Origin of the sequence: Sulfodiicoccus acidiphilus (assembly GCF_003967175.1) — an archaeon.
GTDB lineage: Archaea > Thermoproteota > Thermoprotei_A > Sulfolobales > Sulfolobaceae > Sulfodiicoccus > Sulfodiicoccus acidiphilus.
In genome coordinates this window covers 99971-123871 of sequence record NZ_AP018553.1, presented here as the reverse complement: position 1 = coordinate 123871, position 23901 = coordinate 99971, and the positions used below count along the sequence as shown (strand labels likewise).

Here is a 23901-nt window from a genome sequence, read left to right as displayed (position 1 = left end):
TCTATAAATGGAGAACTTTGCCTCGATGGGTCCTTAATACTATACCCTCTCCTACACTTACCTCACCAATAACTTTAGAGCGATAATATCTTGATGTTATCTTCATCACCTCCTCAGCCTCCTCTCTAGCCACAAAGAGAACCATTCCTACTCCCATATTGAAGACTCTATACATCTCTTCGTGGGGTACCCCAGCTTTCTCTATTTTGATAAAGATGTCTTGAGTTTGCTCTATTGATAGGTTCAACCTATGCCTAGTTATTCTTCTTAATTTGGAGAAAGATCCTCCAGTTACATGGGCCACCCCCTTTATATATGGGAGAGATTCTAGGACTGGCTTAACGTAAATAAATGTAGGCTTAAGGAGTTCAACCGGATCCACCTTCAAAGTCCCCTTCTCCAACAGGGAACGAACTAACGTGAATCCGTTAGAATGAAGACCGTTACTTTCCATTGCTATTATTAAATCTCCTGGAGCCACCTCACTCCCGCTCTTGAGGGAAGTGGACACTCCTAAAGCCGAACATGAAAGGTCAAAACCCTTTATTACACCAGGCATTATAGCAGTCTCTCCTCCGACGACGTCCACATCAGCTTCCTTTGCTGCCATTCTCAGACCTCTGGCTATCCCTTCTATTAACGTATCAGAGGGACTCTCCATTGCAATGTAATCAACGATAGCAACAGGAGTGAGTCCGAGGGAAACAAGGTCATTAACGTTCATCGCCACACAATCTACTCCAACTGGCTCGAAGTTCTGATACTGAAGAGCTAACTGAACTTTTGTTCCTACCCCGTCAGTGTGGAGTCCTAGGTACAGATCTCCCACCTTAACTACGCCAGAGTAGTGCCCTGGACCCAACACGGTTTTTTCTGAGCTAGGAGATAAAATCTCTCTTAACTTATCATGCAGATCTAGAACCTTAGACAGGTCTACTCCAGCATCTTTGTAGGTATATCCATTCAAGACGAGCCACCCTTGACGTCAAAGAAGGTGCTTAACATGGCTCTATACGCATCTGAGGATCTCATCCTTCTCGACAATTCTGCCAACTTTATTTGATCAGAGATCGTAACACCTATGTCGCTCCTATGATATAGAGGGTAATTGGAGCTCACCATGGATATACAACGCTCTAACCTCTTAGAGGCCTCTTCGAACCCCCCGAGAGCAACAAGTTCCAGAGCCCTTGATCCTTGAGTGACTAGCTTTCCTCCTTCCAGTGAAACGGAACCGAAATAGATAATACATCCAGCCTCCCTAATCCTCTCAACGTCTACGGTGAGGGAGTGGCCTGCGGCCATGTTCCTGTTCATAGGATAACCCCTAGGAGCTACAACCTTCACTACTGCCGGCTCATCCATCACGTCGACAGTGGCCCTAGCGAGGCTTGTTGAACCAACCCTATGGAGGAGTTCTCCGAAATTTCTCACACGAGTAATTATGGACGACGCCTCAGGATCTCCTAAACGGGTGTAGTACTCTATTACTGTCGGGCCCCACAGGGGAGTTAGCATCATCTGACCTCCAAGAAATCCAACGTAGCTCCCTTTTGTTTCAGCCTCAACGGCCTTAATGGTGGCGTTTAGTATGTCCTTAGTCTCCTCCAGTTCCGAAGAAGTAATGAAAGGAAGAGAGTCTTTAGGACCTGAGATCGACCCCATTCCGCCCGTCTCTGGGCCTACCCCATAGTCGAAAGCATGTTTGTAATCTTGGGCTAGCGGGAGGAAGATCATTGAGTGACCATCGCTTAACCCATGAAGGGTGTACTCTGGTCCCTCAACCTTCTCCTCTACGATTACCTTCTCCTTACCTTTAACAGTAGTGGAGATCTCGCTTAATGTGAAGCTGGCTGACTCCTTCTTATCCTGAGACAGGTAAGCTTGGATATCAGTAATCACTCTCACACCCTTACCTCCAACCTGTTCAGCTGGCTTGATCACTATTGACCCTTCCACAGACTTCACGAAGACTGCCGCTTCCGCTATTGAGTCGAAACTCTTGAACCTGAGCCTGCCAGGTATATCGTACTTCTCCATCAGTTGACGCATCCACACCTTGGAGGCTTCTATACGAGCCATGGAACTGTTTGGTCCCACTACTGGGATCCCCTCCTCTCTTACCGTTTCAGATACCCCGCTGAAGAGCGGATCCTCAGGACCTATCACCACTAGATCTGGACTGATGCTCTGAAGTGCCCTCCTGGCCGTCGAAGGATCTGTGACTCTACCTAGAAGGAGACGTCCACCAGTTCTACTGGTGACGGAGAGCAGTCCTGGGTTCCTAAAAGAGGCTAACGCAAATACACTGTCGCCCGCGTTCGCAAGTGACTCTGCGATAGCGTGTTCTCTCGCTCCTTCCCCTATTACTAGGACCTTCACTTTTCATCACCCAATCCCTGTCCTCCCATGCACAGAGTACATAACTCACGAGTACCTAAGGCCCTGTACATCGACTCTATCGTTATCCACCTCAACGAGTCGGCCCCGATCCGCTTGTACACATCACCCTCGTTTACCAAGAATCGAGAGTCTGGAACGTCGACACCATAAGGACAACTCCTCACCAACTTAGGACTGGCTAATAACACATGTACTTCTTTGGCTCCGGCCCTTCTCACAACTTGCACGGTGTTCCTGAGGGTGTTTCCAGTAACCATTGAGTCGTCGATGAGAATCACCCGACGATCATCGAAGACGCTCTTAATTGGATTTAGCTTAAGTTGTGCTCCGACTAATCGCATAAACGGATCATCTATCCCCATGGTCCTGACGTAGGAGCCCATTTTGACGAAACCCAGTTCAAACGAAATTCCGCTCGCCCTCGAGTAACCTATGGCTACCGGTATTCCCGTTTCTGGAACTCCCACCACTACGTCAGCGTTTATGGGATAGTCCTTCGCTAGGAGCTCTCCCAACTTCACCCTAGCCTGATAGATAGGAACGTCGCTTAACACTGAGTCAAGCCTCGACATGTATATGTATTCCAAGGAACATGTTCTCCTTTTTTCGCGTTTACTAGGCCTCATCGAAAGTCCCATGCGATCTATCACTAGGAGTTCACCAGGATCCAACTCTCTTCTTAGCTCACCTCCAACAGCCCATATAGCAGAGGGCTCTGACGCAACCATGACCACGTCGAATCCGAAGGAACCCAAGTAAAGTGGCTTGAGACCGAATGAGTCCCTCCTCACTGTGAGAGTGCCATTCTTCGTAAGGGAGATGAAGGAGAACTTGAGGGGTTGAGTCGGATCTTCTAGAGCCCTTATCAGCTCATCGTCACTTGCAATTCCGTCAACCACAATTACCTGACTCCCCAATTGCAGAGGATACTTTCTATCTCTCCCCACATATCCTATTGAAGCCCAGCCTCTGGCCCCCTCCACTTCCAGCTCAGACGCCTCCCCTTTGGTACCTATGATCTGTTGGAGATCGTCGTTAACCAAGGCCAATCCTGCAACTCCCCGCCCTCGATTTTGGAGGGCTATAAGGCCATAGTAGGTGAACTTGACTACATTCCACGTATCACTGAAAGCGAGAAGTCCGACTATGCCTGACACTCCCCTCTCCCTCCAGTAAGGTCTACGTGGGTACGGGGGTAGAACCCCTTAAGCGGATAGATCCCAGAGAAGCAAGCGTGACACAGATCCCGTCTCCCTACTCCTCGCATCATCTCCTCAATTGTCAGATAATCCAACGAATCAACGTCAAGATAGTTAGCTATGGAGTTGAGGTCCATAGAGGCCGCCAGTAACTCTCCACGGGTGGGAAAGTCTACCCCCATGTAGCATGGAAAGGTGACAGGTGGAGAACCTACTCTAACATGGACTTCAGTCGCTCCCGCCTGCCTAACCCTCTTAACTAAGGTTCGTAGAGTATTTCCTCTGACGACTGAGTCGTCGATCAAGACGACCTTCTTTCCCCTTATGGCTTCCTTCACCACACCGAACTTATCCAATGCCACGGCGTTTCGCAACTCCTGACTAGGCATGATAAACGACCTGAGGGAGTTGTGGAGCCTCACAAGTCCTTCAACTAGTGGAATCCCACTTCTCGCAGAGTACCCTGAGGCCACAGGCCTTCCCGAGTCTGGGACAGGTACAACTACCTCGGCCGGCGCTGGGTGGTATGCGGCTAGAAGTTCTCCCAACTTCCTCCTGGCCTCGTAGACTGAGACTCCATCAATTACGGAATCTGGACGGGCGAAGTAAACGTACTCGAAGGAACACGTATGAACTTCCCGTCTAACCCTAAAACTCCTCACACCTTCTCTCGACAGAATTAGAAGTTCCCCTGGTTGAATGTCCCTTATGGCAGTGCCACCTACCTGCTCTATCGCGGACGTTTCTGATGCTATTACAAGGGTTTCACCGACCATCCCCATTGCCAGAGGCCTAAATCCTGTCGGGTCTCTGAAGGCTGCCACTTCGCCATCCAAGTTTAGGAGGACTAACGAATATCCTCCGTCAGCTACCTCTGAAAACTTGATCAGAGCTTCCTCGACGGAGTAGCCTTGGCGCAAGTAGTTTGAAACCACCTTTAAGATCACTTCGGTATCGGTGATGGTTAGTAGATTATTCAGTTCCTTCCTTAGATCCATATAGTTGGCTATAGTGCCATTGAAAGCCAGTGACAGAGTTCCATCATCCATAGGTTGAGCCTCTTCCAATGTGGAACTGCCAGTGGTGGAGTACCTCACGTGACCTATGGCGTGAGTAGCTTGTGCACTCAACTCGCTGATGTTGACAGCACGATCCACCAGACCTAGTCCCTTACGAGTTTGAATTCGACCATCTAACCAACTGACTCCTGCGGACTCCTGCCCCCTATGCTGAAGGGCCCTCAACATTCTGTAAACTAATGTAGATGCTTGTAGACCTACGGCGGCCGCCACACCACAACTCTCCCTCACTCCATCACCCTCTCCAAGTAATTCAGTTGCCTTGAGATCAACTCGGTTAGCTCCACCTTCAGTCCGCTTAGGTTGAGAACAGGTCCATCAGCTACTTCTCCGATATATGAGGCTAGAATTCCCTGATCTTGAGCGCTCGAAACCAGCTCTTCACTGCCAACTACAAGGAACCTTCCACTCGTCTCCGAAAACAACTTTACTATGGGATCCTCGGAGTCGCATGGAACCCGTTCTAACTCAATCTTAGCCCCTAGGCCTTCCTTGAATAGGGGGAACAGAGAACCTAGAAGTCCTCCCTTCGAAACATCCTTCACATACTTGACCAGGCCCGCAGCTACCCAAGAAGAGATTAGTTCTGAGGACCTGAGATCCTCTACAAGAACCGGATCTGGTACTTCCCATGAGCCACCGAACAGTCTATGATAAAGGGACCCTCCTAACTCAGACCTTGTGAATCCGACCAAAAGCAACTGATCTCCCAAGGAAATCCGATACCTTTGGGGAGGAGACTCCAACGTTCCAGCCATTACCACAAGCGGAGTGGGCTTAATGGGAAATCCATCGGGGGTATCGTTGTAGAACGATACTTTTCCACCTACTATAGGAACGTTGAAGAATCTGGAAGCCTCTGCGAGGCCGTTCACTGCGTCAACGAAGTCGGCATAGACTGTAGGATTGACGGGTGAGCCGAACTGTAGATGATCTACGGCAGCCCGAGGCCTCGCCCCCACCGAGGAGAGGTTTCTGTAGGCTTCGGCAAATATTGCTTTAGCACATTTGTAGGAATCCCAGTTACATAACTCTGGGTTAGCGTCTCCCTTAAGTGCCAAGAAGGCCCCATTTGGCAACTTGACTACAGCCGCGTCCGCCCACCCCGGCTTAATCACAGTGGACGCCAGAACTTCATAGTCATACTGGGAGTAAACCCACTCTTTATCTGCGAAGTCCTCGTGACTCATCACGGCCAACACAGCTTCTTGTAGCGTAGGCCGTCTCTCAACGGTGGAACTTCGTTTGATCCTCTTGCCCATCTTCCAAGGTACTCTAGGGACGTAACTCAGGACCTTCGAAGGAAGCGAAACCAAGGTGTCACCAAAGTAAGTAAATCTCAGCGTACTATCGCCGGTGACTACACCTATCTCCACACACGGATAGTCCAAACGCTTAAACTGCAAACAGAAAGCCTCAACCTTATCGGGTTCCACTGAGTAAAGCATCCTCTCTTGAGTTTCAGACACCAAGATCTCCTCGGGACTCATGTTAGAGACCCTAGTGGGAACGCTGTCCAATTTCACTAATGCTCCAATCTCCCCGCCAGCTCAGCCACTGCCACACCTATCCCACCAGCTCCCAAGTCCTTAACTGCGTGAACCAGCTGCAGTGATCGTAGAGTGACGTCGAGTACGATCTTACCCGAGAAGGGATCTGCGATCTGCACAGCTCCCCTCTCATCATCGCCACTCAGAGATCTGGAAGCAAAGGAGGCTCCACCAATGCCGTCGATGCCCGTAGAACCCACTATTACCAATCTATCTCCAGGGGCCAAGGTCTTCGACTTAAGGGCCGTCGTTGCTACTCCTACGCAAGCTACGTCCACAAGGGGGTTACTATCATAACAATCGTCGAAGGATAGCTCTCCTCCAACAACTGGAACCCCAACGCTGTTACCATAAAAGCCAACTCCTCTCACGATCCCTCTGAGCAGTTCCCTGTTTCTCTCCCGCCTTAGGGATCCCACCCTTAACATGTCTAAAAGCGCCACGGGTCTGGCTCCGACACTGAGCACGTCCCTTATTACGCCTCCAACCCCGGTGGCAGCTCCGTTGAACGGATCCAACGCAGAGGGATGGTTGTGGCTCTCTAGCTTGAGCACTACTATGGTCCCATCGTTGAGCCTGAACGCCCCAGCGTCTCCCCACTCTTCTACTCCCATTACTACATCTCCGTTTCTCCACCCTAGTCTCTTTAAGAAGAACCTTGAAGACTTGTAGGAGCAATGTTCCGACCAGAGCTGCTCCATCAACGCCAGTTCTGCCGAGGTTGGACGTCGCCCAAGGGACGAAGTTAAGTAGTCTAACTCCTCTGGAGTCATCGAGTCCACCTCTTAAGTCCCCTTAGGACTAGGAGGCCGTCGGTAGAACCGTCGGGGGACGAAAAGTTGAAGCTGGCCCTCTCTGGGTGAGGCATCATGCCTACTACGTTTCCCTCCTCGTTAGCCACCGCTGCGACATTGAGCACAGAACCGTTGGGATTCCATCTTTCTTCAACTTCCCCTGAAGGAGAGGTGTACTTCAATACTGCTGCTTCAGACGCCCTTGTTTCCTCATCGTAGTATCTTCCCTCGGCATGAGCTATTGGCATACGCAACAATTTACCTTCCAGTCCCTCAGTTACCACGGTATCTCCCCTCACCACTTTCAGGCTAACCCACTTACTTACGAACCTTCCACTGAGATTGGGAAGTAAAGCCCCATTAAGGAGCCCAGCCTCGGTCAGCACTTGAAAGCCGTTACATATCCCAACTACAGGTCTGCCGGACTTAGCAACCTCTCTAATCCCCTTGATCGCCTCAGTCCTAGCCGCTATCGCTCCGGCTCTAAGGTAGTCTCCGAAGGAGAAGCCGCCCGGTATGACTACCCCGCTAACCACGCTCGGATCGAACTCAAGGTGGTCCACCACCCTGGCTTCAACTCCAGCTTCACGTAGTGCTGCGACAGTTTCCACCTCGCAGGTAGTTCCAGGAAACTTCATTACAGCGATCAGAGAACCCTCACCTCCACTCTATGAACTAATGGGTTGAACAATCCCTTGGATGCCAGAGAAAGGGCTATTTCCTCAGCCTCGCTAGGGGAGGTGGCGTCGACTGCTAACCTGATTAGCTTCCCTGCTCTCACCTCGTTGACCTTCGATCCATTCTCCTTCAGAAGGTACTTCTTCACAGCCTCACCCTCGGGATCCCTGATCTCTTCCTTTGGAAGGACTAGAACGTCAACTACGAAATTCAACTAGACAACACCTTCAGGAAACGGAGATAGGCCTCCATCACCCTTTCCAGGGTCTCTCCCCTTCTGTAAAGGTCCTTATCGAGAACCTCTCCAGTACCGTTAACCCGTACCCTCATACCATCCAATGTGAGTTCGTCCCCAAGCAACAGGGAACTGCCTGTTCTTCCGAACTCTACCTTAAAGTCGTAGAGCCGTAACCCCTTGGGTTCAAATACGTTTTTAAGGACTTTATTGATAGTAAGTGCCTGTCTTCTAACGTCTTCAGTTTCCTCTGGACTCATCAATTTCAAGTACCTCAAATGATCGGCGTTGAGTAGCGGGTCGTGAAGTCTATCATCCTTAAGGAAGAACTCCACTATTGGAGGATCAAATATCTCGCCTTCCTTAATAGGCAATCTCTTCACTATCGAGCCTGTGGCTACATTCCTCACTACCACTTCCACTGGTATCATCTGCAGTTTCCTCACCAGCAAGGTTCTCTCGTCATACTGGGAGATGTAATGGCTTCGAATGCCAGCCTCCATCAGTTTAGAGAACAGAACCGCAGAGGTTCTGGCATTAACCTCTCCTTTACCCCTCAGGATGTCCATCTTAACTCCATCGCCTGCGGTTATGGTATCTTTAAACCTCAGAAGGACACGCTCTTCACCTGCTTCTATAACTAACTTGGTTTTCCCCTCCCCTAGTAGGGCACTCACAGAGGATGTCTTTACATGTCTAATTTAAAATTTAACTAGATCAAGACCGCAGATCTAGGATGAACTTTTACTTAGAAATGTAAAACGCCATATTTAAATTCAAGCCCCTCAGAGGAGGGCATGGAGGAAATCTCCATAGAAGACTTCAGAAAGTTGGAACTAAGGGTAGCAATAGTGACGGCAGCAGAGAGGATACCAGGGACAAGGTTACTTAGACTGGAGGTTTCGACGGGCCAAGAGAAGAGACAGATTGTGTCTGGAATCGCTGAATATTACGAACCAGAGCAACTACTCAACAGAAAGGTAGTGATAGTCTACAATCTTAAACCACGAGTGATCAGAGGATACGAAAGTCAAGGCATGATCTTAGCGGCAGGTTGCGAAGATGGTACGTCAGTGAAGGTAGTGACGGTGGACGAGGGAGCTTCTCCTGGCTCGAAGGTTTGTTAAGTTGCCTAGATCTCCTTTTGAAGGTCTGAGAATTCCCTCAAGCCCTACCCTCACCCTCAAGTGGGCCTCCCAAACCATGTTGAAGGTGGGGGGCAGAGACAGAAGGGAAGTAGCATTAGCTAGGCTAAGTGTATGTGTGAAGGTCCTAGACTACTACATCTCGTTCCTGAACTCTATTCCCACTCCAAAGGAGCTCCATCCTTTCTATCGCGAGATGGCAGAGTTAACTCTAGGTTCCGATTGGCCCGAGGAGGTGGAGAAACTTAGAAGAAAACTGGTGGTCGGAAGAACCATTTCCTTCAAGTTCTATAAAGAATTATCCAAAACCCCTATGGACAGGATCGGAAAATTGGAAAAGGAAGCTGTAGGCAGGAGTTTGTCTTTCCTCAGGAGAAACTCGACCGCAGTAGAACAAATAGTAACAGGTTTCTCAAAGCTTTCGAAACTGGCGTTCATAGATCCTTCCCTTCCCACGGTGATCGTCGCGGGCCTCCCCAACGTGGGTAAATCTTCCATAGTGGCGTCGTTGTCTTCCGCTAAACTTGAGATCGCCTCTTATCCTTTCACCACAAAAGATATTCACGTTGGTCACTTAGAGACGAAACTAGGCAAGGTTCAAATAGTTGATACACCTGGGCTCCTAGATCGGCCGAATTCGGAGAGGAACATAATAGAGAAGAAAGCGGTAAACGCGCTTAGGAACCTTAATGGAGTGATCTTGTTCGCTTTCGATGGTACGGAGGCCACCACAGTTTCAGAGGAGCTCAACGTGTTCGAAGAGGTGGTTAAATTGAACAAACCTTCGCTTGCATGCATAAACAAAATGGACATAGCTAGTTCCTCTAAGGTGAAACGTTTAGAGGAGCTAGTCAAAGAAAAGGGAATAAGGCTCGTCAAGGTAAGCTGTGTCAATGGAGATAGCTTAGAGGAATTGAAGGTTGCGATAGAAGACGAATTAAGTAGCTACTTGGGTCTTCGTCCGATATTCTAGTAGTTGGTGACCGGATGAGGGATATGAAGAGGGGTTCTCATTCGTCCTGAAATTCTATTGGAAGCTATAGACTTCAACAGACATTCTTTAAGACTCAGTCATCTAGGTGAAAACGTGAGAGGGACCTTAGGGTGAAGTATTGGATCAGCGAGATCTTCACCTCGATACAGGGAGAGGGAGAAGTAATCGGAAGACCTTCTAATTTCATTAGAATGGCAGGATGCCATTTGAGATGCATCTGGTGTGATACTAAGTATTCTTGGCTCAAAACAGACGGTAAGGAGATGGAGCTAGAGGAGATCCTGCAGTCGATTAACGGCCTAGTGACAACCACTACTATAACAGGGGGAGAACCATTGCTCCAAGATCTGGAACCTCTAGTCAGTAAACTGAAGGAGATGGAACACTTTGTGATAGTTGAGACCAGCGGGACAGTGAAACCCTCCGCGAGGCTCAGGAAAATAGTGGATGTCTTCTCAGTTTCACCTAAATTGAGTAATGCGGGATTCAAGTTACACTATAACCTGAAGGACGACTGGGCCACCTACTACAAGTTCGTCATTGTAGAGCCTAGGAGAGACTTGAGAGAGGTGCTCGCACTAGTTAATGAACAAGGTGTTAACCCTTCTAAGGTGATTGTACAGCCTGATGGGAACAGGAAGGATTACGAAAAGGCCCTAAGGGAGCTAGCCGACACAGTAAGTGAGATGAGATTACCATATAGAGTTCTACCTCAACTTCACAGAATATTAAAGTATAGATAATGTCTCGCTTTATTGAAGTTCGGCACCTCATTCCCCTTGGACTCCGCTCAGTTTCCTCCCCTTAGGAGGTGGGCTCTAGGTGGTTCAAAGTTTCCACCATGGATTCGAAACTGCTCGCCTCGTTTGCTCAAAGGTGGGTCTGTATAACAGTCACTTAAGGAGTTCAGCTCTGAGCACTATGAGACATCGTTATATGAGAGGTAGATGCTTCCCCTCCTGGTCTAACAGGGCTCTAAATGGAGCATTACCTTGACGCTTAAATACAAATTCGTGAGATTCTTTGAAGTTCACTCCTGACAGCCGAAAATTCCAAGTTAAATATTTAAATTTTTTTATTATAAAAAATTTATCTAATTTTCCTATAAATATGGATATTTTACTGTTTCTAAGTCCCTCAAACTTACGAAACTCGCTCATTCCTGCTAAATGCTGTCTTTAAGTGCTTGAGTCAGAGAAAACAACCTCTCCTTCCCCCTTTTCAGTACTTCGTTAGCCACACTGACTACTGGACCGAACTCACTGAGCGGACTTCTGTCGTAAAGCAGATGATCCATTCTCACGCCACTTCTCACTTCAACTAAATACCCATTAGAGTTCTTGGTCAGGAGGCCACTGTGTTTGAATCCCACAGATCTGGATACTTGCAACAACTTCCACACATCATCTAGGGTCTTAGCGTAGACATGAAATATAGGTCCCTGTACAATTAGCCACAGCTTCCTGAGAGCTCCCTTTTCCACCACAGCGTCTAACTGATTGGAGGTAATTCCTAAGTGATCCTTAAACACTACCGTTGAGTTCTTCCTATCCCAAGGCATATGGGCGTCTATTACAGTTATTCTACCACTGCAACTACTCTTAGTGAACAAGTTCGGCCAAGAAAAGAACGCTTGTAGGGTAGGAAGGATGTCCGGATCTAAGTAGCCGATCTCTCTGTCTTTGAATATCCTTTGGTAGGCCTTCTCCTTTTTCACATACCACTGTTCCACGTGAGACTTGAGTTAATGATCGTTAAAAGGATGAGTGAGTAGGGGTTTTGGGCTTCTTACATACTCCTCACTCAAATCTGGCACGCTTAGTTAACAATGCTACTAATACATTGTTGTCATTGATATTTAGCTACGAGATTATTATGTTCGACATTCTTCGGGATGTTATATATTAAGGTATCATATCGTGTAGGTTAGAGACACCACTTTCACTACCTATATATTAGGGAGTTCTACAGTCGAGATGACTGTACCCAACAATTCGTTTCGAGAGGACGACTTTCGAGCTGCCTAGTTTACGTGGACTCGACCAAACCGGAAGACATTCTAGAGGCCATGAGAAAGAGAGTACTGGACTCCCTCGCCGAGTCCACTCGGCTAGCGGAGTCCGTCGCACCCGGCCTGAACCCGGGGAAGCGGGCGGTGGGAGAGGTCAGGCAGGTGGAGGGAGCAAATCCCCGGTGGAGGACGAGAGCGGCCTCGCCTAGACCGGGTGGTACGTCCTCTCCCGGGGGTGCCCCGCCGTCGACGACGAGGTGCTATGTATCGGGTTAAACCGGGAAGGCATTGCCTTCGGCGCGAGGAACGCGGTGAAGACCTTCAGATCCTCGAAACGCGAGACGGGAACCGAACTACACTTTCCCTGGAATTGCAGAGGCACGGTACTCAGGTGGGCCTCCTTCGTTGTCTATGAGCCCCTTCGGCGGAGTGAGAGAAATTGTTGGACGTACTCATAGGAATAAGGACGAATTCCTTATCCATCTTAAAAGTTATGGGATGTTGAGTTTTCAAGTAGGGAGAAACTTGAAGGCCTCGGAGGTCGCAAAGGAATTTGAGTTAAGAGAAGAAGCGTACTTGACTTTGAGAGAAAGTGAGCTTGGACCTGAAGACTTAGAAGATGAAAGAGTTAAGTTGGGAGTTAGAGTTGTACTGGTGGGGAGGAAGAGATCTAGAACGTTCGACTTGGGAGCACTAACCCTAATCTATAACCTCTGCTCTAGAGACTTCGTTAAGGATTACTTGAACCTAGACCTTTCCCTCGAAGACGTAGCAAAAAGATACGGAACATTAACCGAGCTGCACTTTCTTTCTTCTTGTATGCGAAGAGGGAAGGTGAAACTCGCAACCATTCAGGAATTAGGTTCCAAAGACCTAGTGTCTCTCCTACAACGTCTCAATCAGTTCAATGACTCCTGAATCCTTTCTAACCTTTCCTGCAAGCTCTCTATCTCTTCATCGAAATCCCCCTCTGGTATACCATTTTTCCTTCAACTAAGGTGCAGGAGATGTCCCTTCCCGTGGCTAAGTAGACCAGTGAAGATTCTAAGTTGGCCTCGGTCAGGGGACGAAGCCACTTGTTATCAATCAAAATTAGGTCAGCTAAGGCTCCCTCTTTTACTTCTCCTCCATTTAGGCCTAAAAGCTTGTAACCCTCTTGGCTTCCCATTTTAAGCACGTGTCTAGCGCCTACTGACGCTTCCCAATATCCATGTCTCTGCAGGAGTACTGCCTGCTTCATTTCCCTAAATATATCGAGCGAGTTATTGGAAACAGGTCCGTCTGTACCCAATGCTAGAGTAATTCCTTTCTGTAAGAATTCATTAATGGGAAAGAAACCCCCTGTCGCAAGTTTCATGTTCGAAGTAGGACAGTGAACTGCCCTAGCCTTAGAACTCGCTATAGACACGATTTCCCAGCTGCTAACCCAACCTAGATGGGCTAATATGGTCCTCGAGCCTAGAATTCCTTCACTAGCTAACACTTCCACCGGAAACTTCCCATATAGTCTCTTCACCTCGAAGAGTTCATCTCGCGTCTCTGAAACGTGCATGTGTAGGGGGAGATCCAGCTCTTCCATTAACTGTTTCGCTAAAAGGAGGGTCTGCCTGGAGACCGCATATAAGGAATGAACGTTGATTATGGGGGAGAAGGTTGGAGAGCGCTTCCTTGCGACCTCTCTGATTTCCTTATCGATCTCGTGTGGATCCTTAAATGAATCGAGGAAAGTTGGCCCGGCCGCCGCCCTCACGCCATACTTGGTACTGAGCTGAACTAGATCAAAGGGATTGAAATACATGTCTATGAAAGCAGTGATCCCCCCTGCCAACATCTCAATAATGCTCAGTTCCGAGCTCAACCGCATCCACTCCTCTTTCGCCCTCGACTCGACTTCCCAGACCCTCTTCAGCCAAGGACCTAGCTCCTGATCGTCGCTATATCCCCTGAGATACATCATACCGGTGTGGGTATGAGCGTTAACTAACCCAGGTGCGAGGGTCATTCCAACGCAAGACAGTTCATCCCCTACTCTCTCCCTTCCAATGCTCTGAATTTTCCCTTCATCAATCACTACATTTACATGACGCAGGACTCCTCTCGATGATAACACGAAGTCGCAGTTGGTTATAGTATACGGCTGATGTCGTATCTCCATCTGAACTCTCCCTCCTTTACTGTTCTTCCCTCCAGTCGCAGCTTCCTAGAGAAAAGAGGAGCGAAAGTTACGAAAGTTTCGGCCTCTCCCCCCTCGAACGCAGGATTGAAGCCGTAGGTAAGAGCGGCCTCTACTATCTCCTCCACTTGTTCCTCGCTCACCACTTCCTTGCCAACTAAGTGAAAAGGAAATCCGTAAGCCGATGCCGAAGTGATAACGAAAGTGAAACCATGCCTAATAAGATCGAACATGTACCTAGACTGATCTTTTCGCCAGAGGGGAGAATAGACCTTGAGGCCGGCCTTGAGTGCAATCAGATTTATGTTCAGACGCTGATAGTCCGACAGGAGAGCTCCAGTTATTACTCCAGAAACTCCCTTCTCCTTGACGTAGAGAAGGGCTTCTTCTAGATCCTTTAGTTCCTCGTTTTTAGCACCACTAGTTCTCCAGCTGATTAGAGGAATTCCCATAACCGCGGCCTGATATGTGGCGAAATTGACACTGCTTTTCTGAAACATCCATGACTCATCACTAGCAGGGAGTAAAGTCAGAAGACAACATACGTCAAATCCCTTCTCAACCGCCCAATGGAGGGCATACGTACTATCTTTGCCTCCAGAGAACATTGATACTACCCGCAATTTTCCAAAACGAAAAGCTAATCACATTAAAAAAGTTTGACTTGCGGTGAGTGGATTCTTCGCTCAGTTTTACTTCTTTTTCTCTTCGGGCTTCTGTCCGCCTGCTTTCTGGCCCTCTTCCTTCTTCTTCTTTGCGGCCATTTTTGGCTCTATGTAGGAGATGAGATAGGAGCAATATAAGAATAACTCAATTGGAGATTACAAAATACTGATTTAAAAAGTGTTGGTCTTTCATGAAAGATAACGAGTATTCTGCCTGTCACATTCAAAAGTTTTCAAGCACTCACCACAACTAAGTTGCCAAGTATCAAAATTCTCTAAATAAAGAAGGTCTCACTTTTACGCTTCCCCCCTTAGGTATTCTTCAGTAGTAATGTAGAGAATGGAAGAGTCTGGCCCAGCTCCTCAACGGCAGGGGTGAGTGGGTCCGCTCGACCTTCCCCCACAGGTCGTTTACCCTGTTCACGTTCAAGAGGGAGGAGAGGGACGGGTCGGCCCGGGAGACCTCCTCGGTCCCCACCAGGTAGACCGACTCAGTCCCGTACACCAGGTCCGCCATGGACCTGGCCCTGGGAAGGACGTCCCTGAGGTAGGCGGTCCTGTAGCAGGCCAGCATGGGCTGGATCGTTCGGTTCACCACCGGGGCCACCACGTCGTAGTCCTTGCCGCAGATCAGCTCCACCACCGGCCTCCTGAGGAAGGGGAAGTCGCACCCGGCGACGAAGACCTTCTCCCTCCGAAGGAGGGGGACCGCCAGTTCGACGGCATCCAGGGGACCCCTGCCCTCGTCCGTCAAGCCTCCCCTCCCCACCACTATCGGGCTCTCGAAGTTCTCCACCACCCTCCGGAGCATGGACTTGCCGGAGAGCTCGAACTCGCACTTGTCCGCCCCGAACCTCCTCGACTTCCCGCCCGCAAGTACTACCGCGTCAAACCAGTCTCCGTACGACAATTCTCTCCCCCCTCCTGTAAGTCTCCCCCCTCCTCAAGACGGCGTATGCGTCGGCCTGGGCGAGGACGGAGTAGAGCCCGACTCCCCAGCGCAAGGGAGTAGCCACGCCGTCGTCCACGGCGAACACGTAGAGGGTGTCCATCTTGTGGTTCACCGTCACGTCCGTCCCTAGCTCCACCGTCTCTGTCCTCTGGAGCCTAGCCCCGAGCATCCTGGAGAGGAGCCTGTAGCCGTGCTCCGCCAGCGTGGCGAAGGCCGCCACGGCCTGCCCCGGGAGCATCAGCACGGGCCTCCCACCCACCTCGCCCAGCCCTCCCCTCTTGATCACGTTCACCGTGACCCCCTCGAACAACACCTCCCCCACCGAGGACACGGCGGCCTTGACCAAGTCCCTCTCCCCCACCGAGGAGCCCCCCACCGTGATCAGCAGGTCGAGGGACCTGACGCTCCGGCTCACCGCCTCCCCTATCTCCCCCACCGAGTCCCCCACCACCCCCAAGTACCTGACCTCCCCTATCCCGGACAGGGTCGCCACGAGCGCCCTGCCCAGGGCGTCCCTGGACTTCCCGGCCTCGGGGGAGTAGAAGGGAGAGAGCTCGTCCCCAACAGAGAGCACCCCTATCCTGGGCAGGTAGACCTCCAGCTCCTCCACCCCCAGGACAGTGAGGAGCCCCAGGTGGGTCGTCCTGACCCTGGTCCCGGCCCCCAGGACCAACTCCCCCCTCCTCACGTCCTCCCCTGCCCTCCTCACGTCCTTCCACCTGAACACCTCCTCCAGCACGCGGAGCTCCCCTCCCTCCAACTTGGCGGCCTCCACCCTGGCCACGGCGTCGGCCCCCTCGGGTAGAGCTGAGCCGGTGGCGACGTAGGCGGCCTCCCCCCTGTCCAACCTACTCACGTCCCCTCCGGACGGGAACACCTTCCCCCTAACCCTCAGGCCCCTCCCGGCGTCCTCCGCCCTGAGGGCGTACCCGTCCATGGCTGAAAGGTCGGCCGGCGGGACGTCCCTGTCGGCCACCACGTCCCTGGCGCACACCTTACCCACCGCCAGTTCTAGGGGTAGGGTCGCCCTGTTGACTGGGGGGAAGGTGAGCTGGTCCACTATGGCTCGGGCCTTCTCCAAGGGAATCAACATTCTAATTGTTGATATTGGTAAGGTGGAAATAATGGTTTGCGTATTTCAAGTCGTAGGTCCTTCAGGATCTGGAAAGACAAGTGTAATAGAGGAGGCCTTAAGGAGGTTAAAATCCAAGGGAATTAGAGTGGTAGTGATCAAACATTCCCATCATCAATTAGATTTAGAAGGAAAGGATACTTCTAGATTTATTAATAGCGGGGCAGACGTAGTGATATTTAAGGGAAGAGGGAAAACAGCGATTTTCTTAGACGTGGATCCTACCCTACTAGCTCTCGCAATTCCGTCGGACGTGGTGTTAATAGAGGGATGGCGAGAGGCTAATCTAGGCGAAGTAATTGAAGTAGAGGGGAGGGAAGATTGGGAGAAGGCCATCTCAAAAATTGCTGATGAAGCCGAAAAATGTGTTTCTTATGAATATGTGGAAGTAGATGGTGAACGGAAAAAAGCTACCGGATTACTAGAATTAATAGATAAGTTGATGAAAATAGGCAACATTAAAGCGATAAAAAGGGTGTGAAAGAACGAAGTCAAACTCTGCCATAAGCCGCGGTCGGGATTCGAACCCGAGACCCCCGCCTTACCAAGGCGGTGCTCTAGCCAGCTGAGCTACCGCGGCGATAACCCAATTTTCTTGTACCATATTTAAGTTTTCACTATGAATAATTTGGGCTTAAACGTCTCTCATCGAGCCTAAATCTGGCTTCCTCCCCACCGTTGAGGGTTCCCCTCCAAGGGTTCGTGGTTCCCACCTTCTGTTCGGGGTTACGTCTATAGAGGGGGACTCGGGAGGGGGCCACCCTTAGAAGTGAACTCTCGTCGAACGGCCTCTAGTCCCTGTCGAAAGGGACGTAGGAGGGAGATGCCGATCGCCTCCACCTCAGTCGCGTTAAACCCTCGGTCGAGTTGGGGAAGGACGTCGTCAGCGCCACTGAAGAAATATCTAACTGATATTTAAACGAGAAGGCCGTCCATCCCCGCTGGGGGCTTTCCGCCAACTCAACCTCCTTCCTCTGTAAAATTAAATTCAGGAAGAGTTGTCCCTGGCTTACGTGGTCGCATGATCCTTATTACAGAAAACGGACCCGCCGGGATTCGAACCCGGGACCATCGGCTCCGAAGGCCGACACTCTGTCCTGGCTGAGCTACGGGTCCTCAAGTAAGTTTATAGATGGGGAGCAGGTCTAAATTATATTTAATGCAGAAGGCAAAGCAGGGCACACTGGACGATTTCCTCTTAACTTCTCTCGAGCAGCCTAGAAGCGAGGAAGAAAGTAAGGAAAAAGCTAGGAACCAATCTCCAAGGCCGACTAAGGAGAAAGAGGGGAGGAACTCCACAAACAGAGAGGGCCTCGAAATGCCCGCAGCCGAAGAGGGGAAAAGCTACCTCTTACTTCAGGTCGATTACGATGGCGAACAAGGAAAGGCCTTCTGCAAGTTATACGATGTAACAACAAGTAAGGTTCATGTGTTATATGACAACACTAAACACCTACCTTACTTCCTCGCCGACGTTCCTCCGGATAAAATAAGTAAGATAGCGAAGATCGTAAAGGATCCTTCCTTTGAGAGAATTGAGTTGGTGGAGAAAGTCGATCCTTTCACAGGGAGGAAAGTAAAACTCACGAAGGTGGTAACCAAGGACCCATTAGCAGTTAGACGGATGAGGGATGCCATACCCGTGGCCTACGAGGCACATATAAAGTATTTCAACAACTACATTTACGATTTAGGACTTATTCCTGGGATGCCTTACGAAGTAAGTAAGGGCCAGCTCAAATTCGCCGGGAAGGTCCCTTCAAGGGATGACGTCGACGCGTTGTTAAAGAGCTTAGAGTATACTGACGAGATCTCTAAGAAGACTGCGCTAGATTGGTTTCCGATTTTCGAAACTCCTATACCCACTGTGAAGAGGGTTGCCATAGACATAGAGGTATATACACCAACTAAGGGTAGAGTTCCTAACCCGAAGGACGCAGAGTTCCCTATCATAAGTATAGCACTTGCTGGAAGCGATGGGCTGAAGAAGGTTCTCGTGTTGGAGAGGAAGGACGTTGCAGGCTTCGATGGTGAGTTGAAGGAGATTCAGGTGGAGTTCTTTAAGAGCGAGAGGGACCTAATGATGAAGTTCTTTGAAGTTCTTTCTCAATACCCAGTGGTCCTAACGTTCAATGGTGACGACTTCGACATACCTTACATTTTCTACAGGGCTGTGAAGTTAGGAATAGGAGACTTGACACCCTTCACAGTTACCAAGCAGGAGGGAAAGCCAGCTACCAAATATAACCTAGGGCTTCACGTAGATTTGTTTAGGTTCTTCTTCAATAAGGCAGTAAGAAATTACGCCTTCGAGGCTAGGTACAGTGAGTACAACCTAGACGCAGTGGCCTCGGGAATACTTGGAGCGAACAAAATGAAGTTGGATACCATAGTGAGTTTCGTAGACCTGAAGACCCTGATCCTTTATAACTACAGGGACGCAGAGATAACGCTTGGCCTCACCACGTTTAGCGATGAACTAGTGTGGAAACTAATGATCCTGTTGGCTAGGATCTCCAAGCTGGGATTGGAGGAGCTGACCCGTGTAGAGGTATCAACGTGGATTAAGAATCTGTACTATTGGGAGCATAGACAGAGGGGTCTTTTAATACCCTCTAAGGAGGAGATAGCCAGGAGAGGTAAGATCAGGACCTCTGCCATAATAAAAGGGAAGGGATATAAGGGGGCCATAGTGATAGACCCGCCTGCTGGTGTCTTCTTCAATGTTGTTGTCCTCGACTTCGCCTCTCTATATCCCTCGGTTATAAAGAACTGGAATATAAGCTACGAGACTGTAGACATAGCAGAGTGTAGAAACGAAAGAGAGGTCAGAGATGAGAACGGGGACGTCCTGCACAAAGTTTGTATGGATAAGGTAGGACTTACAGCGCTAATAACAGGATTACTGAGGGACTTCAGAGTAAAGATATACAAGAGGAAGTCGAAGCAGAAGGATCTAGAATCCTCACAGAAGGCCCTCTACGACGTCGTCCAGAGGGCAATGAAGGTGTTCATCAATGCTACTTATGGCGTCTTTGGAGACGATAAGTTCCCCCTCTATGCGCCAGCTGTAGCGGAAAGCGTGACGGCTCTGGGTAGATTCGTGATAACAAACACGCTGAGGAAAGCGGAACAGATAGGATTAAGAGTACTTTATGGCGATACTGACTCTCTTTTCTTGCATAACCCAAGTAAGGATAAATTAGAAGAGATTGTCGCTTGGGTGAAGAAGGAGTTTAACCTGGATTTCGAGGTGGATAAGGCGTACAAACTGGTGCTTTTCTCGGGACTAAAGAAGAACTACATGGGGGTGTCCCAGGACGGAAAGGTGGAAATAAAGGGAATGTTAGCCAAGAAGAGAAACACACCAGAATTCTTGAAGAGCTCATTTAATGACGTTAAGTCCATTGTGGCTTCTATGAACTCCGAGGCGGATGTGGAAGTGGCGAAGCAGAAGGTGGCAGAAGAGATAAAGGAAATCTACAATAAATTAAGAGAGAAAGGTTATAACCTAGATCAGCTCGCCTTCAAAGTCATGCTCTCCAAGTCGATAGAACAATATACGAAAACCATGCCACAACACGCTAAGGCTGCGCTACAACTGAAGAGAGTGACAGGACAGGAGATGACTTCTAGAGACATAATACTCTTTGTCAAGGTGAAAGGGAAAGAAGGAGTGAAGCCTGTCCAGTTGGCTAAACTTAAGGAAGTCGATGTGGAGAAATATGTGGAGGCGGTGAGAAGCACGTTCGAGCAGGTTCTGAAGGCCCTCGGTCTTAGCTGGGACGATATAACGTCTAGGATCTCAATAGATTCGTTCTTCACTCCTCAGACTCCTGATCCTCGTCAGTCTCTTCAGTCTCCTCGATAGTCAACTCTTCCGCATACTCTTTCATCTCGTTTTTAGACTCCTCGTCTAAATACGGCGCGATCAGATATACACTTCTGTCCTTGAAGTCCTCTTCCTCCCAGTCATTATCGAAACTTATTATGTACACTGGGACCTCAGCTAGGGCTTCTCCCTGTTCCTTTCCTTTAAGGTATTTACTTATCACTTCATAGAGTGAGGGGGAGAGAGGAAGCTTCTTCCTTATTTCGTGAACGTCCTTCAATATAACGAAATCCGACTTATCCACATCCCACTCCTCTAATGCCTTCTTAGCTACAGATGTAACAGCGGCCCTGAGCTCACCTTCCATCAATTGTTCTGAAGTCACTCTTCCTCTCTCACTTTTCAAAAGCAAAATCTTCACTTATTTTCACCTATAACATAAAGATAAACGGTGTGAGTCATGTTACCGTCTTCAACCCTAACTACCTGCTTGGGAGTCCATCCACGCATCTCAAACTCGTGAGAGATTACTCTAGTACCAGGCCTCAACTCCTTCTCTAGTTTAGGCCTTAACATCTCGTTTACATTGGTCAGAAGGAACATGGTAACCACTGTAGCTTCCGAAACGTCAACTTCGAAGAAGTTCCCCTTGATCACTTGCACCCTTCCCTCTACACCGTTCTTCTTTATGTTATCCTGAACTTCTCTGATCCTTTCGTCGTTGATCTCCACTCCTACCGCCTTCTTTACATTGAAGTCCTTAGCTGCAGTAACTACTACCCTACCGTCACCGCAGCCTAAGTCGTAGACAACGTCGCCTGGACTGACCTTAGCTATCTCTAACATTTGCTTCACTACCCTCTCAGGGGTAGGAACGTAAGGTACGTGTGGAATGTAGCTCAAGCTTCTCCTCGAGTTAGTTCAACCTAGAGGTTTTTAATCTTCCTTATGGTTTCCTCTCTTCCCTTGGCCTTGTCTGGTTTGAACTTCTCATCTAGAGGGAACTGCGTCAGGATTGGAACTACCTGACCATCGGTTTTCTGTGCCAAGAGTTGAGGTACCCAAGACATGCCTAGGTCATCCTTCTCACCAAAGTCTGAGAGGAAAGCGTAGTCCTCCTGTCTAACCTCATTTTCTATTCCTAGTTCCTTGGAGACCTCCTCTGTAACTTCTCTGAAAACTTTATCTAAGGGATGTCCGCTAGAAGTTACAAGGATAAGCTTCTTGACATTCATTGAGACGACCCGTGAGTTAGGGAGTTCTTCCCGTTTAAAAAGTGTGTGGGAGGGTGGCCAGTAGAGCCTCAACAAATTCGAGGGTCTACTAGGTCTTCAAATTCAATTGACGACCTGTAGACAAGTTCAATAACTCATAGAAAATTGTTTATAACGGGGTGTGGATATCTCTATTTTTCAGGTCGAAGGCAATTCCTGTCAATTATGCCAAGGGACGTGGCTAGAATAGACCATGGAAAACAATGGACTTTCAATGAGGGAACCTAAGGTTGTCGGGAAATCAACTGCTCTTTAGCCTTAGAGTAGAAGCTACTAACCCCCACCCTTAAAAGGAAAACACCCTAATCGAGACTTCTGAGATGGAGGAGATAAAGTCCGTACTAAGTGCGATAAGAGATGGGGCTCTTAATCCTGGAGACGTAGTTGTCAAAACTGGCCTTCCGAGGTACGAGGTTCTAGCCGTATTCCATGTACTAGAAGGGCTCGGCCTAATAAGGCAGATATACTCCAAGGGCTCTCACAAAGTCTTTAAACTAACCGATAAAGGACTGGAGATTCTACAAGCTCTAGAGAAGGGATCTAATGTAACCATCACTGTGGTAGTAGATCAGGAGGAGGCCTAAATCATTGCCCTTTCCATAGTTCCCTGACGGGCTCGATCTTTACAACGTTCTCATTGTCGTCATAGACAACTTTAACTAGCTCCCCCTCAGTTATCTTAAACTTTTGTCTTATCTTGGATGGGATCGTGATCTGATAGTTCCGGGAGACCTTCACGATCTCCTCCGTCCTAGCCACGCAATCACCTGTTGAGGAATTATAGTCAAGGGTTAAAAAGTTTTTGTAACTTTTTAAAAACTGGTCGTATAAACAAAACAGTAGCGATATTGCAGTTTGTCTAAATTTATCACTCCGATCAAATGGAAATTGTGAGGCTCTCACATTGACCTATGAAGCCTAAATTGTTTTCACTAATATAATAGTCATGAGAATTATGGCCAAATATGGTGAGGAAAACTTAAAAGATTTCCAAGCTTCGTCTGCAGTCGGATTTCGTACTAACCTAACAGTGAAGTATGAGAGGGCCGCACTTACCAGAGCAGTCGCAATCAAATAGACCAGACCGAGATAGATAGAAAGAAGTAACGCGAAGGGGATCATAAGGAAGTTAGAGATAGCTATTCCTAAGACTGTGTTCCTCTCGTTGGTCACCACGGAGAGCATCGGGATCCCGGCCCTCGCATAGTCTTCTCTATATTTGAGGGCTAGAGACCAAAAGTGTCCCGGGGTCCACATGAAAATTAGGAAGCCTAGTAGAAAGGAGGCGAGGTCGAATTTTCCTGTTAGTGAGGCGTAACCAGCCCACGCCGCCGCGCTACCGGCGAAGCCTCCTATGACTATGTTCCAATAAGTCCTTGGCTTTAAGAGTATAGTGTAAACTACAACATAAATTAACGCTCCTAAGAGAATGAAGACCGCAGTCAAGGTATTAGCTAAGAGACCTAACGAAGTTCCGACTCCAACTAACGAGGATCCCAGCAACGCTGCTTCCTTAGTGCCAACTCCACCAGTGGCAGTTGGACGCCAAGAGGTTCTACTCATTAATTTATCTCTGTCGGCCTCGAGGCTCTCATTTATCATACTTGCTCCTATTGAGGCTAAACTTCCTCCAACTAACATGGAGAGAAATGCGACAACGTTGAATAGACCTCTCTCATAGGCCAACAGTGCTCCAGCAACGGCCGCTAGATCTAGCAGTGCAACTATTCTAGGTTTACTGAGCTTAGCGTAGCTCTGGAGTCTTGCTCTCACTGCCGGCATTAA

The 23901-nt window shown here is 48.9% G+C and carries 25 protein-coding genes, 2 tRNA genes and 1 pseudogene; 8 read left to right on the top strand and 20 right to left on the bottom strand.

The window, feature by feature from the left end:
- Position 1: 1 nt before the first annotated feature.
- The 8 genes and pseudogenes from purM to HS1genome_RS00655 form a co-directional block, all read right to left on the bottom strand.
- Positions 2-967, bottom strand: a complete 966-nt coding sequence (purM, locus tag HS1genome_RS00690) for a phosphoribosylformylglycinamidine cyclo-ligase (protein WP_126449073.1) — start codon at positions 965-967, stop codon at positions 2-4.
- Entirely contained in the window at positions 964-2382 is a 1419-nt protein-coding gene (gene purD / locus HS1genome_RS00685) for a phosphoribosylamine--glycine ligase (protein ID WP_126449072.1), read from the bottom strand. Before purD ends, purM begins: the two co-directional genes overlap by 4 nt.
- A complete protein-coding gene (locus HS1genome_RS00680) occupies positions 2379-3560 on the bottom strand; it encodes an amidophosphoribosyltransferase (protein WP_126449071.1) in 1182 nt (393 codons plus the stop codon). The genes purD and HS1genome_RS00680 overlap by 4 nt, the downstream gene beginning before the upstream one ends.
- Entirely contained in the window at positions 3548-4912 is a 1365-nt protein-coding gene (gene purF / locus HS1genome_RS00675; protein ID WP_126449070.1) for an amidophosphoribosyltransferase, read from the bottom strand. The genes HS1genome_RS00680 and purF overlap by 13 nt, the downstream gene beginning before the upstream one ends.
- A pseudogene (gene purL, locus HS1genome_RS13135) lies at positions 4909-7004 on the bottom strand (phosphoribosylformylglycinamidine synthase subunit PurL). Before purL ends, purF begins: the two are co-directional and overlap by 4 nt.
- Positions 7001-7675 (bottom strand): phosphoribosylformylglycinamidine synthase I, encoded by a 675-nt coding sequence (gene purQ, locus HS1genome_RS00665; RefSeq protein ID WP_126449069.1) that lies wholly within the window; start codon positions 7673-7675, stop codon positions 7001-7003. Before purQ ends, purL begins: the two are co-directional and overlap by 4 nt.
- Positions 7672-7917: a phosphoribosylformylglycinamidine synthase subunit PurS gene (locus HS1genome_RS00660; protein WP_126449068.1), complete on the bottom strand. Its 246-nt coding sequence runs from the start codon at positions 7915-7917 to the stop codon at positions 7672-7674. Before HS1genome_RS00660 ends, purQ begins: the two co-directional genes overlap by 4 nt.
- A complete protein-coding gene (locus HS1genome_RS00655; protein WP_126449067.1) occupies positions 7914-8615 on the bottom strand; it encodes a phosphoribosylaminoimidazolesuccinocarboxamide synthase in 702 nt (233 codons plus the stop codon). Before HS1genome_RS00655 ends, HS1genome_RS00660 begins: the two co-directional genes overlap by 4 nt.
- Before the next feature lie 120 nt (positions 8616-8735).
- On the opposite strand from HS1genome_RS00655, the gene metG reads away from it, so the two are divergent.
- The 3 genes from metG to HS1genome_RS00640 all read left to right on the top strand — a co-directional run bounded on the left by metG (position 8736) and on the right by HS1genome_RS00640 (position 10820).
- Positions 8736-9065, top strand: a complete 330-nt coding sequence (gene metG, locus HS1genome_RS00650) for a methionine--tRNA ligase subunit beta (protein WP_126449066.1) — start codon at positions 8736-8738, stop codon at positions 9063-9065.
- Position 9066: 1 nt separating this feature from the next.
- Positions 9067-10056 (top strand): NOG1 family protein, encoded by a 990-nt coding sequence (locus HS1genome_RS00645; protein ID WP_126449065.1) that lies wholly within the window; start codon positions 9067-9069, stop codon positions 10054-10056.
- Positions 10057-10187: 131 nt separating this feature from the next.
- The gene (locus HS1genome_RS00640; protein WP_126449064.1) at positions 10188-10820 is read left to right on the top strand and encodes a 7-carboxy-7-deazaguanine synthase QueE; all 633 of its coding nucleotides are present in this window, start codon (positions 10188-10190) and stop codon (positions 10818-10820) included.
- Positions 10821-11242: 422 nt separating this feature from the next.
- Here HS1genome_RS00640 and HS1genome_RS00635 read toward each other — a convergent pair whose 3' ends face one another.
- Positions 11243-11809: a tRNA(Phe) 7-((3-amino-3-carboxypropyl)-4-demethylwyosine(37)-N(4))-methyltransferase gene (locus tag HS1genome_RS00635; protein ID WP_126449063.1), complete on the bottom strand. Its 567-nt coding sequence runs from the start codon at positions 11807-11809 to the stop codon at positions 11243-11245.
- Between the two features lie 300 nt (positions 11810-12109).
- On the opposite strand from HS1genome_RS00635, the gene HS1genome_RS00630 reads away from it, so the two are divergent.
- A complete protein-coding gene (locus HS1genome_RS00630; protein ID WP_126449062.1) occupies positions 12110-12364 on the top strand; it encodes a hypothetical protein in 255 nt (84 codons plus the stop codon).
- 225 nt (positions 12365-12589) lie between these two features.
- The gene (locus HS1genome_RS00625; protein WP_126449061.1) at positions 12590-13006 is read left to right on the top strand and encodes a hypothetical protein; all 417 of its coding nucleotides are present in this window, start codon (positions 12590-12592) and stop codon (positions 13004-13006) included.
- Between the two features lie 28 nt (positions 13007-13034).
- Here HS1genome_RS00625 and HS1genome_RS00620 read toward each other — a convergent pair whose 3' ends face one another.
- The 4 genes from HS1genome_RS00620 to HS1genome_RS00605 all read right to left on the bottom strand — a co-directional run bounded on the left by HS1genome_RS00620 (position 13035) and on the right by HS1genome_RS00605 (position 16959).
- Complete coding sequence (locus HS1genome_RS00620) at positions 13035-14243, bottom strand: amidohydrolase (RefSeq protein ID WP_126449060.1); 1209 nt, start codon at positions 14241-14243, stop codon at positions 13035-13037.
- A complete protein-coding gene (locus HS1genome_RS00615; RefSeq protein ID WP_126449059.1) occupies positions 14213-14884 on the bottom strand; it encodes a diphthine--ammonia ligase in 672 nt (223 codons plus the stop codon). The genes HS1genome_RS00620 and HS1genome_RS00615 overlap by 31 nt, the downstream gene beginning before the upstream one ends.
- 364 nt (positions 14885-15248) lie before the next feature.
- Positions 15249-15836 (bottom strand): molybdenum cofactor guanylyltransferase, encoded by a 588-nt coding sequence (locus HS1genome_RS00610; RefSeq protein WP_126449058.1) that lies wholly within the window; start codon positions 15834-15836, stop codon positions 15249-15251.
- The gene (locus HS1genome_RS00605; protein WP_158613651.1) at positions 15814-16959 is read right to left on the bottom strand and encodes a molybdopterin molybdotransferase MoeA; all 1146 of its coding nucleotides are present in this window, start codon (positions 16957-16959) and stop codon (positions 15814-15816) included. The genes HS1genome_RS00610 and HS1genome_RS00605 overlap by 23 nt, the downstream gene beginning before the upstream one ends.
- On the opposite strand from HS1genome_RS00605, the gene mobB reads away from it, so the two are divergent.
- Complete coding sequence (gene mobB / locus HS1genome_RS00600; protein WP_126449056.1) at positions 16940-17491, top strand: molybdopterin-guanine dinucleotide biosynthesis protein B; 552 nt, start codon at positions 16940-16942, stop codon at positions 17489-17491. The genes HS1genome_RS00605 and mobB overlap by 20 nt on opposite strands.
- Before the next feature lie 25 nt (positions 17492-17516).
- Here mobB and HS1genome_RS00595 read toward each other — a convergent pair.
- Positions 17517-17590: transfer RNA gene (locus HS1genome_RS00595), tRNA-Thr, on the bottom strand.
- Between the two features lie 461 nt (positions 17591-18051).
- Positions 18052-18126 (bottom strand) — tRNA-Arg (locus HS1genome_RS00590).
- A 43-nt stretch (positions 18127-18169) separates the two neighbouring features.
- Between HS1genome_RS00590 and HS1genome_RS00585 the strand changes: the two genes are divergently transcribed.
- On the top strand, positions 18170-20881 hold the full coding sequence (locus tag HS1genome_RS00585; protein ID WP_126449055.1) for a DNA-directed DNA polymerase I: 2712 nt from the start codon (positions 18170-18172) through the stop codon (positions 20879-20881).
- On the opposite strand, the gene HS1genome_RS00580 is transcribed toward HS1genome_RS00585, so the two are convergent.
- Genes HS1genome_RS00580 through HS1genome_RS00570 form a run of 3 tightly spaced genes read right to left on the bottom strand, consistent with a single transcriptional unit; the run spans position 20832 to position 22077 of the window.
- Positions 20832-21263: a DUF2286 domain-containing protein gene (locus tag HS1genome_RS00580; protein ID WP_126449054.1), complete on the bottom strand. Its 432-nt coding sequence runs from the start codon at positions 21261-21263 to the stop codon at positions 20832-20834. The two genes, HS1genome_RS00585 and HS1genome_RS00580, sit on opposite strands and share 50 nt — an antisense overlap.
- Positions 21260-21745 carry a protein-lysine N-methyltransferase gene (locus HS1genome_RS00575; protein WP_126449053.1) on the bottom strand — a complete coding sequence of 162 codons (486 nt, stop codon included), beginning with the start codon at positions 21743-21745 and terminating at the stop codon, positions 21260-21262. Before HS1genome_RS00575 ends, HS1genome_RS00580 begins: the two co-directional genes overlap by 4 nt.
- Before the next feature lie 23 nt (positions 21746-21768).
- The gene (locus tag HS1genome_RS00570) at positions 21769-22077 is read right to left on the bottom strand and encodes a hypothetical protein (RefSeq protein WP_126449052.1); all 309 of its coding nucleotides are present in this window, start codon (positions 22075-22077) and stop codon (positions 21769-21771) included.
- Between the two features lie 359 nt (positions 22078-22436).
- On the opposite strand from HS1genome_RS00570, the gene HS1genome_RS00565 reads away from it, so the two are divergent.
- Positions 22437-22700 (top strand): SSO5209 family protein, encoded by a 264-nt coding sequence (locus tag HS1genome_RS00565; protein ID WP_126449051.1) that lies wholly within the window; start codon positions 22437-22439, stop codon positions 22698-22700.
- A gap of 1 nt (position 22701) precedes the next feature.
- Here the strand turns inward: HS1genome_RS00565 and HS1genome_RS00560 are convergent, their stop codons facing one another.
- A complete protein-coding gene (locus HS1genome_RS00560) occupies positions 22702-22875 on the bottom strand; it encodes an AbrB/MazE/SpoVT family DNA-binding domain-containing protein (protein ID WP_126449050.1) in 174 nt (57 codons plus the stop codon).
- Between the two features lie 159 nt (positions 22876-23034).
- The gene (cyoE, locus tag HS1genome_RS00555) at positions 23035-23898 is read right to left on the bottom strand and encodes a heme o synthase (RefSeq protein ID WP_126449049.1); all 864 of its coding nucleotides are present in this window, start codon (positions 23896-23898) and stop codon (positions 23035-23037) included.
- Positions 23899-23901 lie beyond the last annotated feature (3 nt).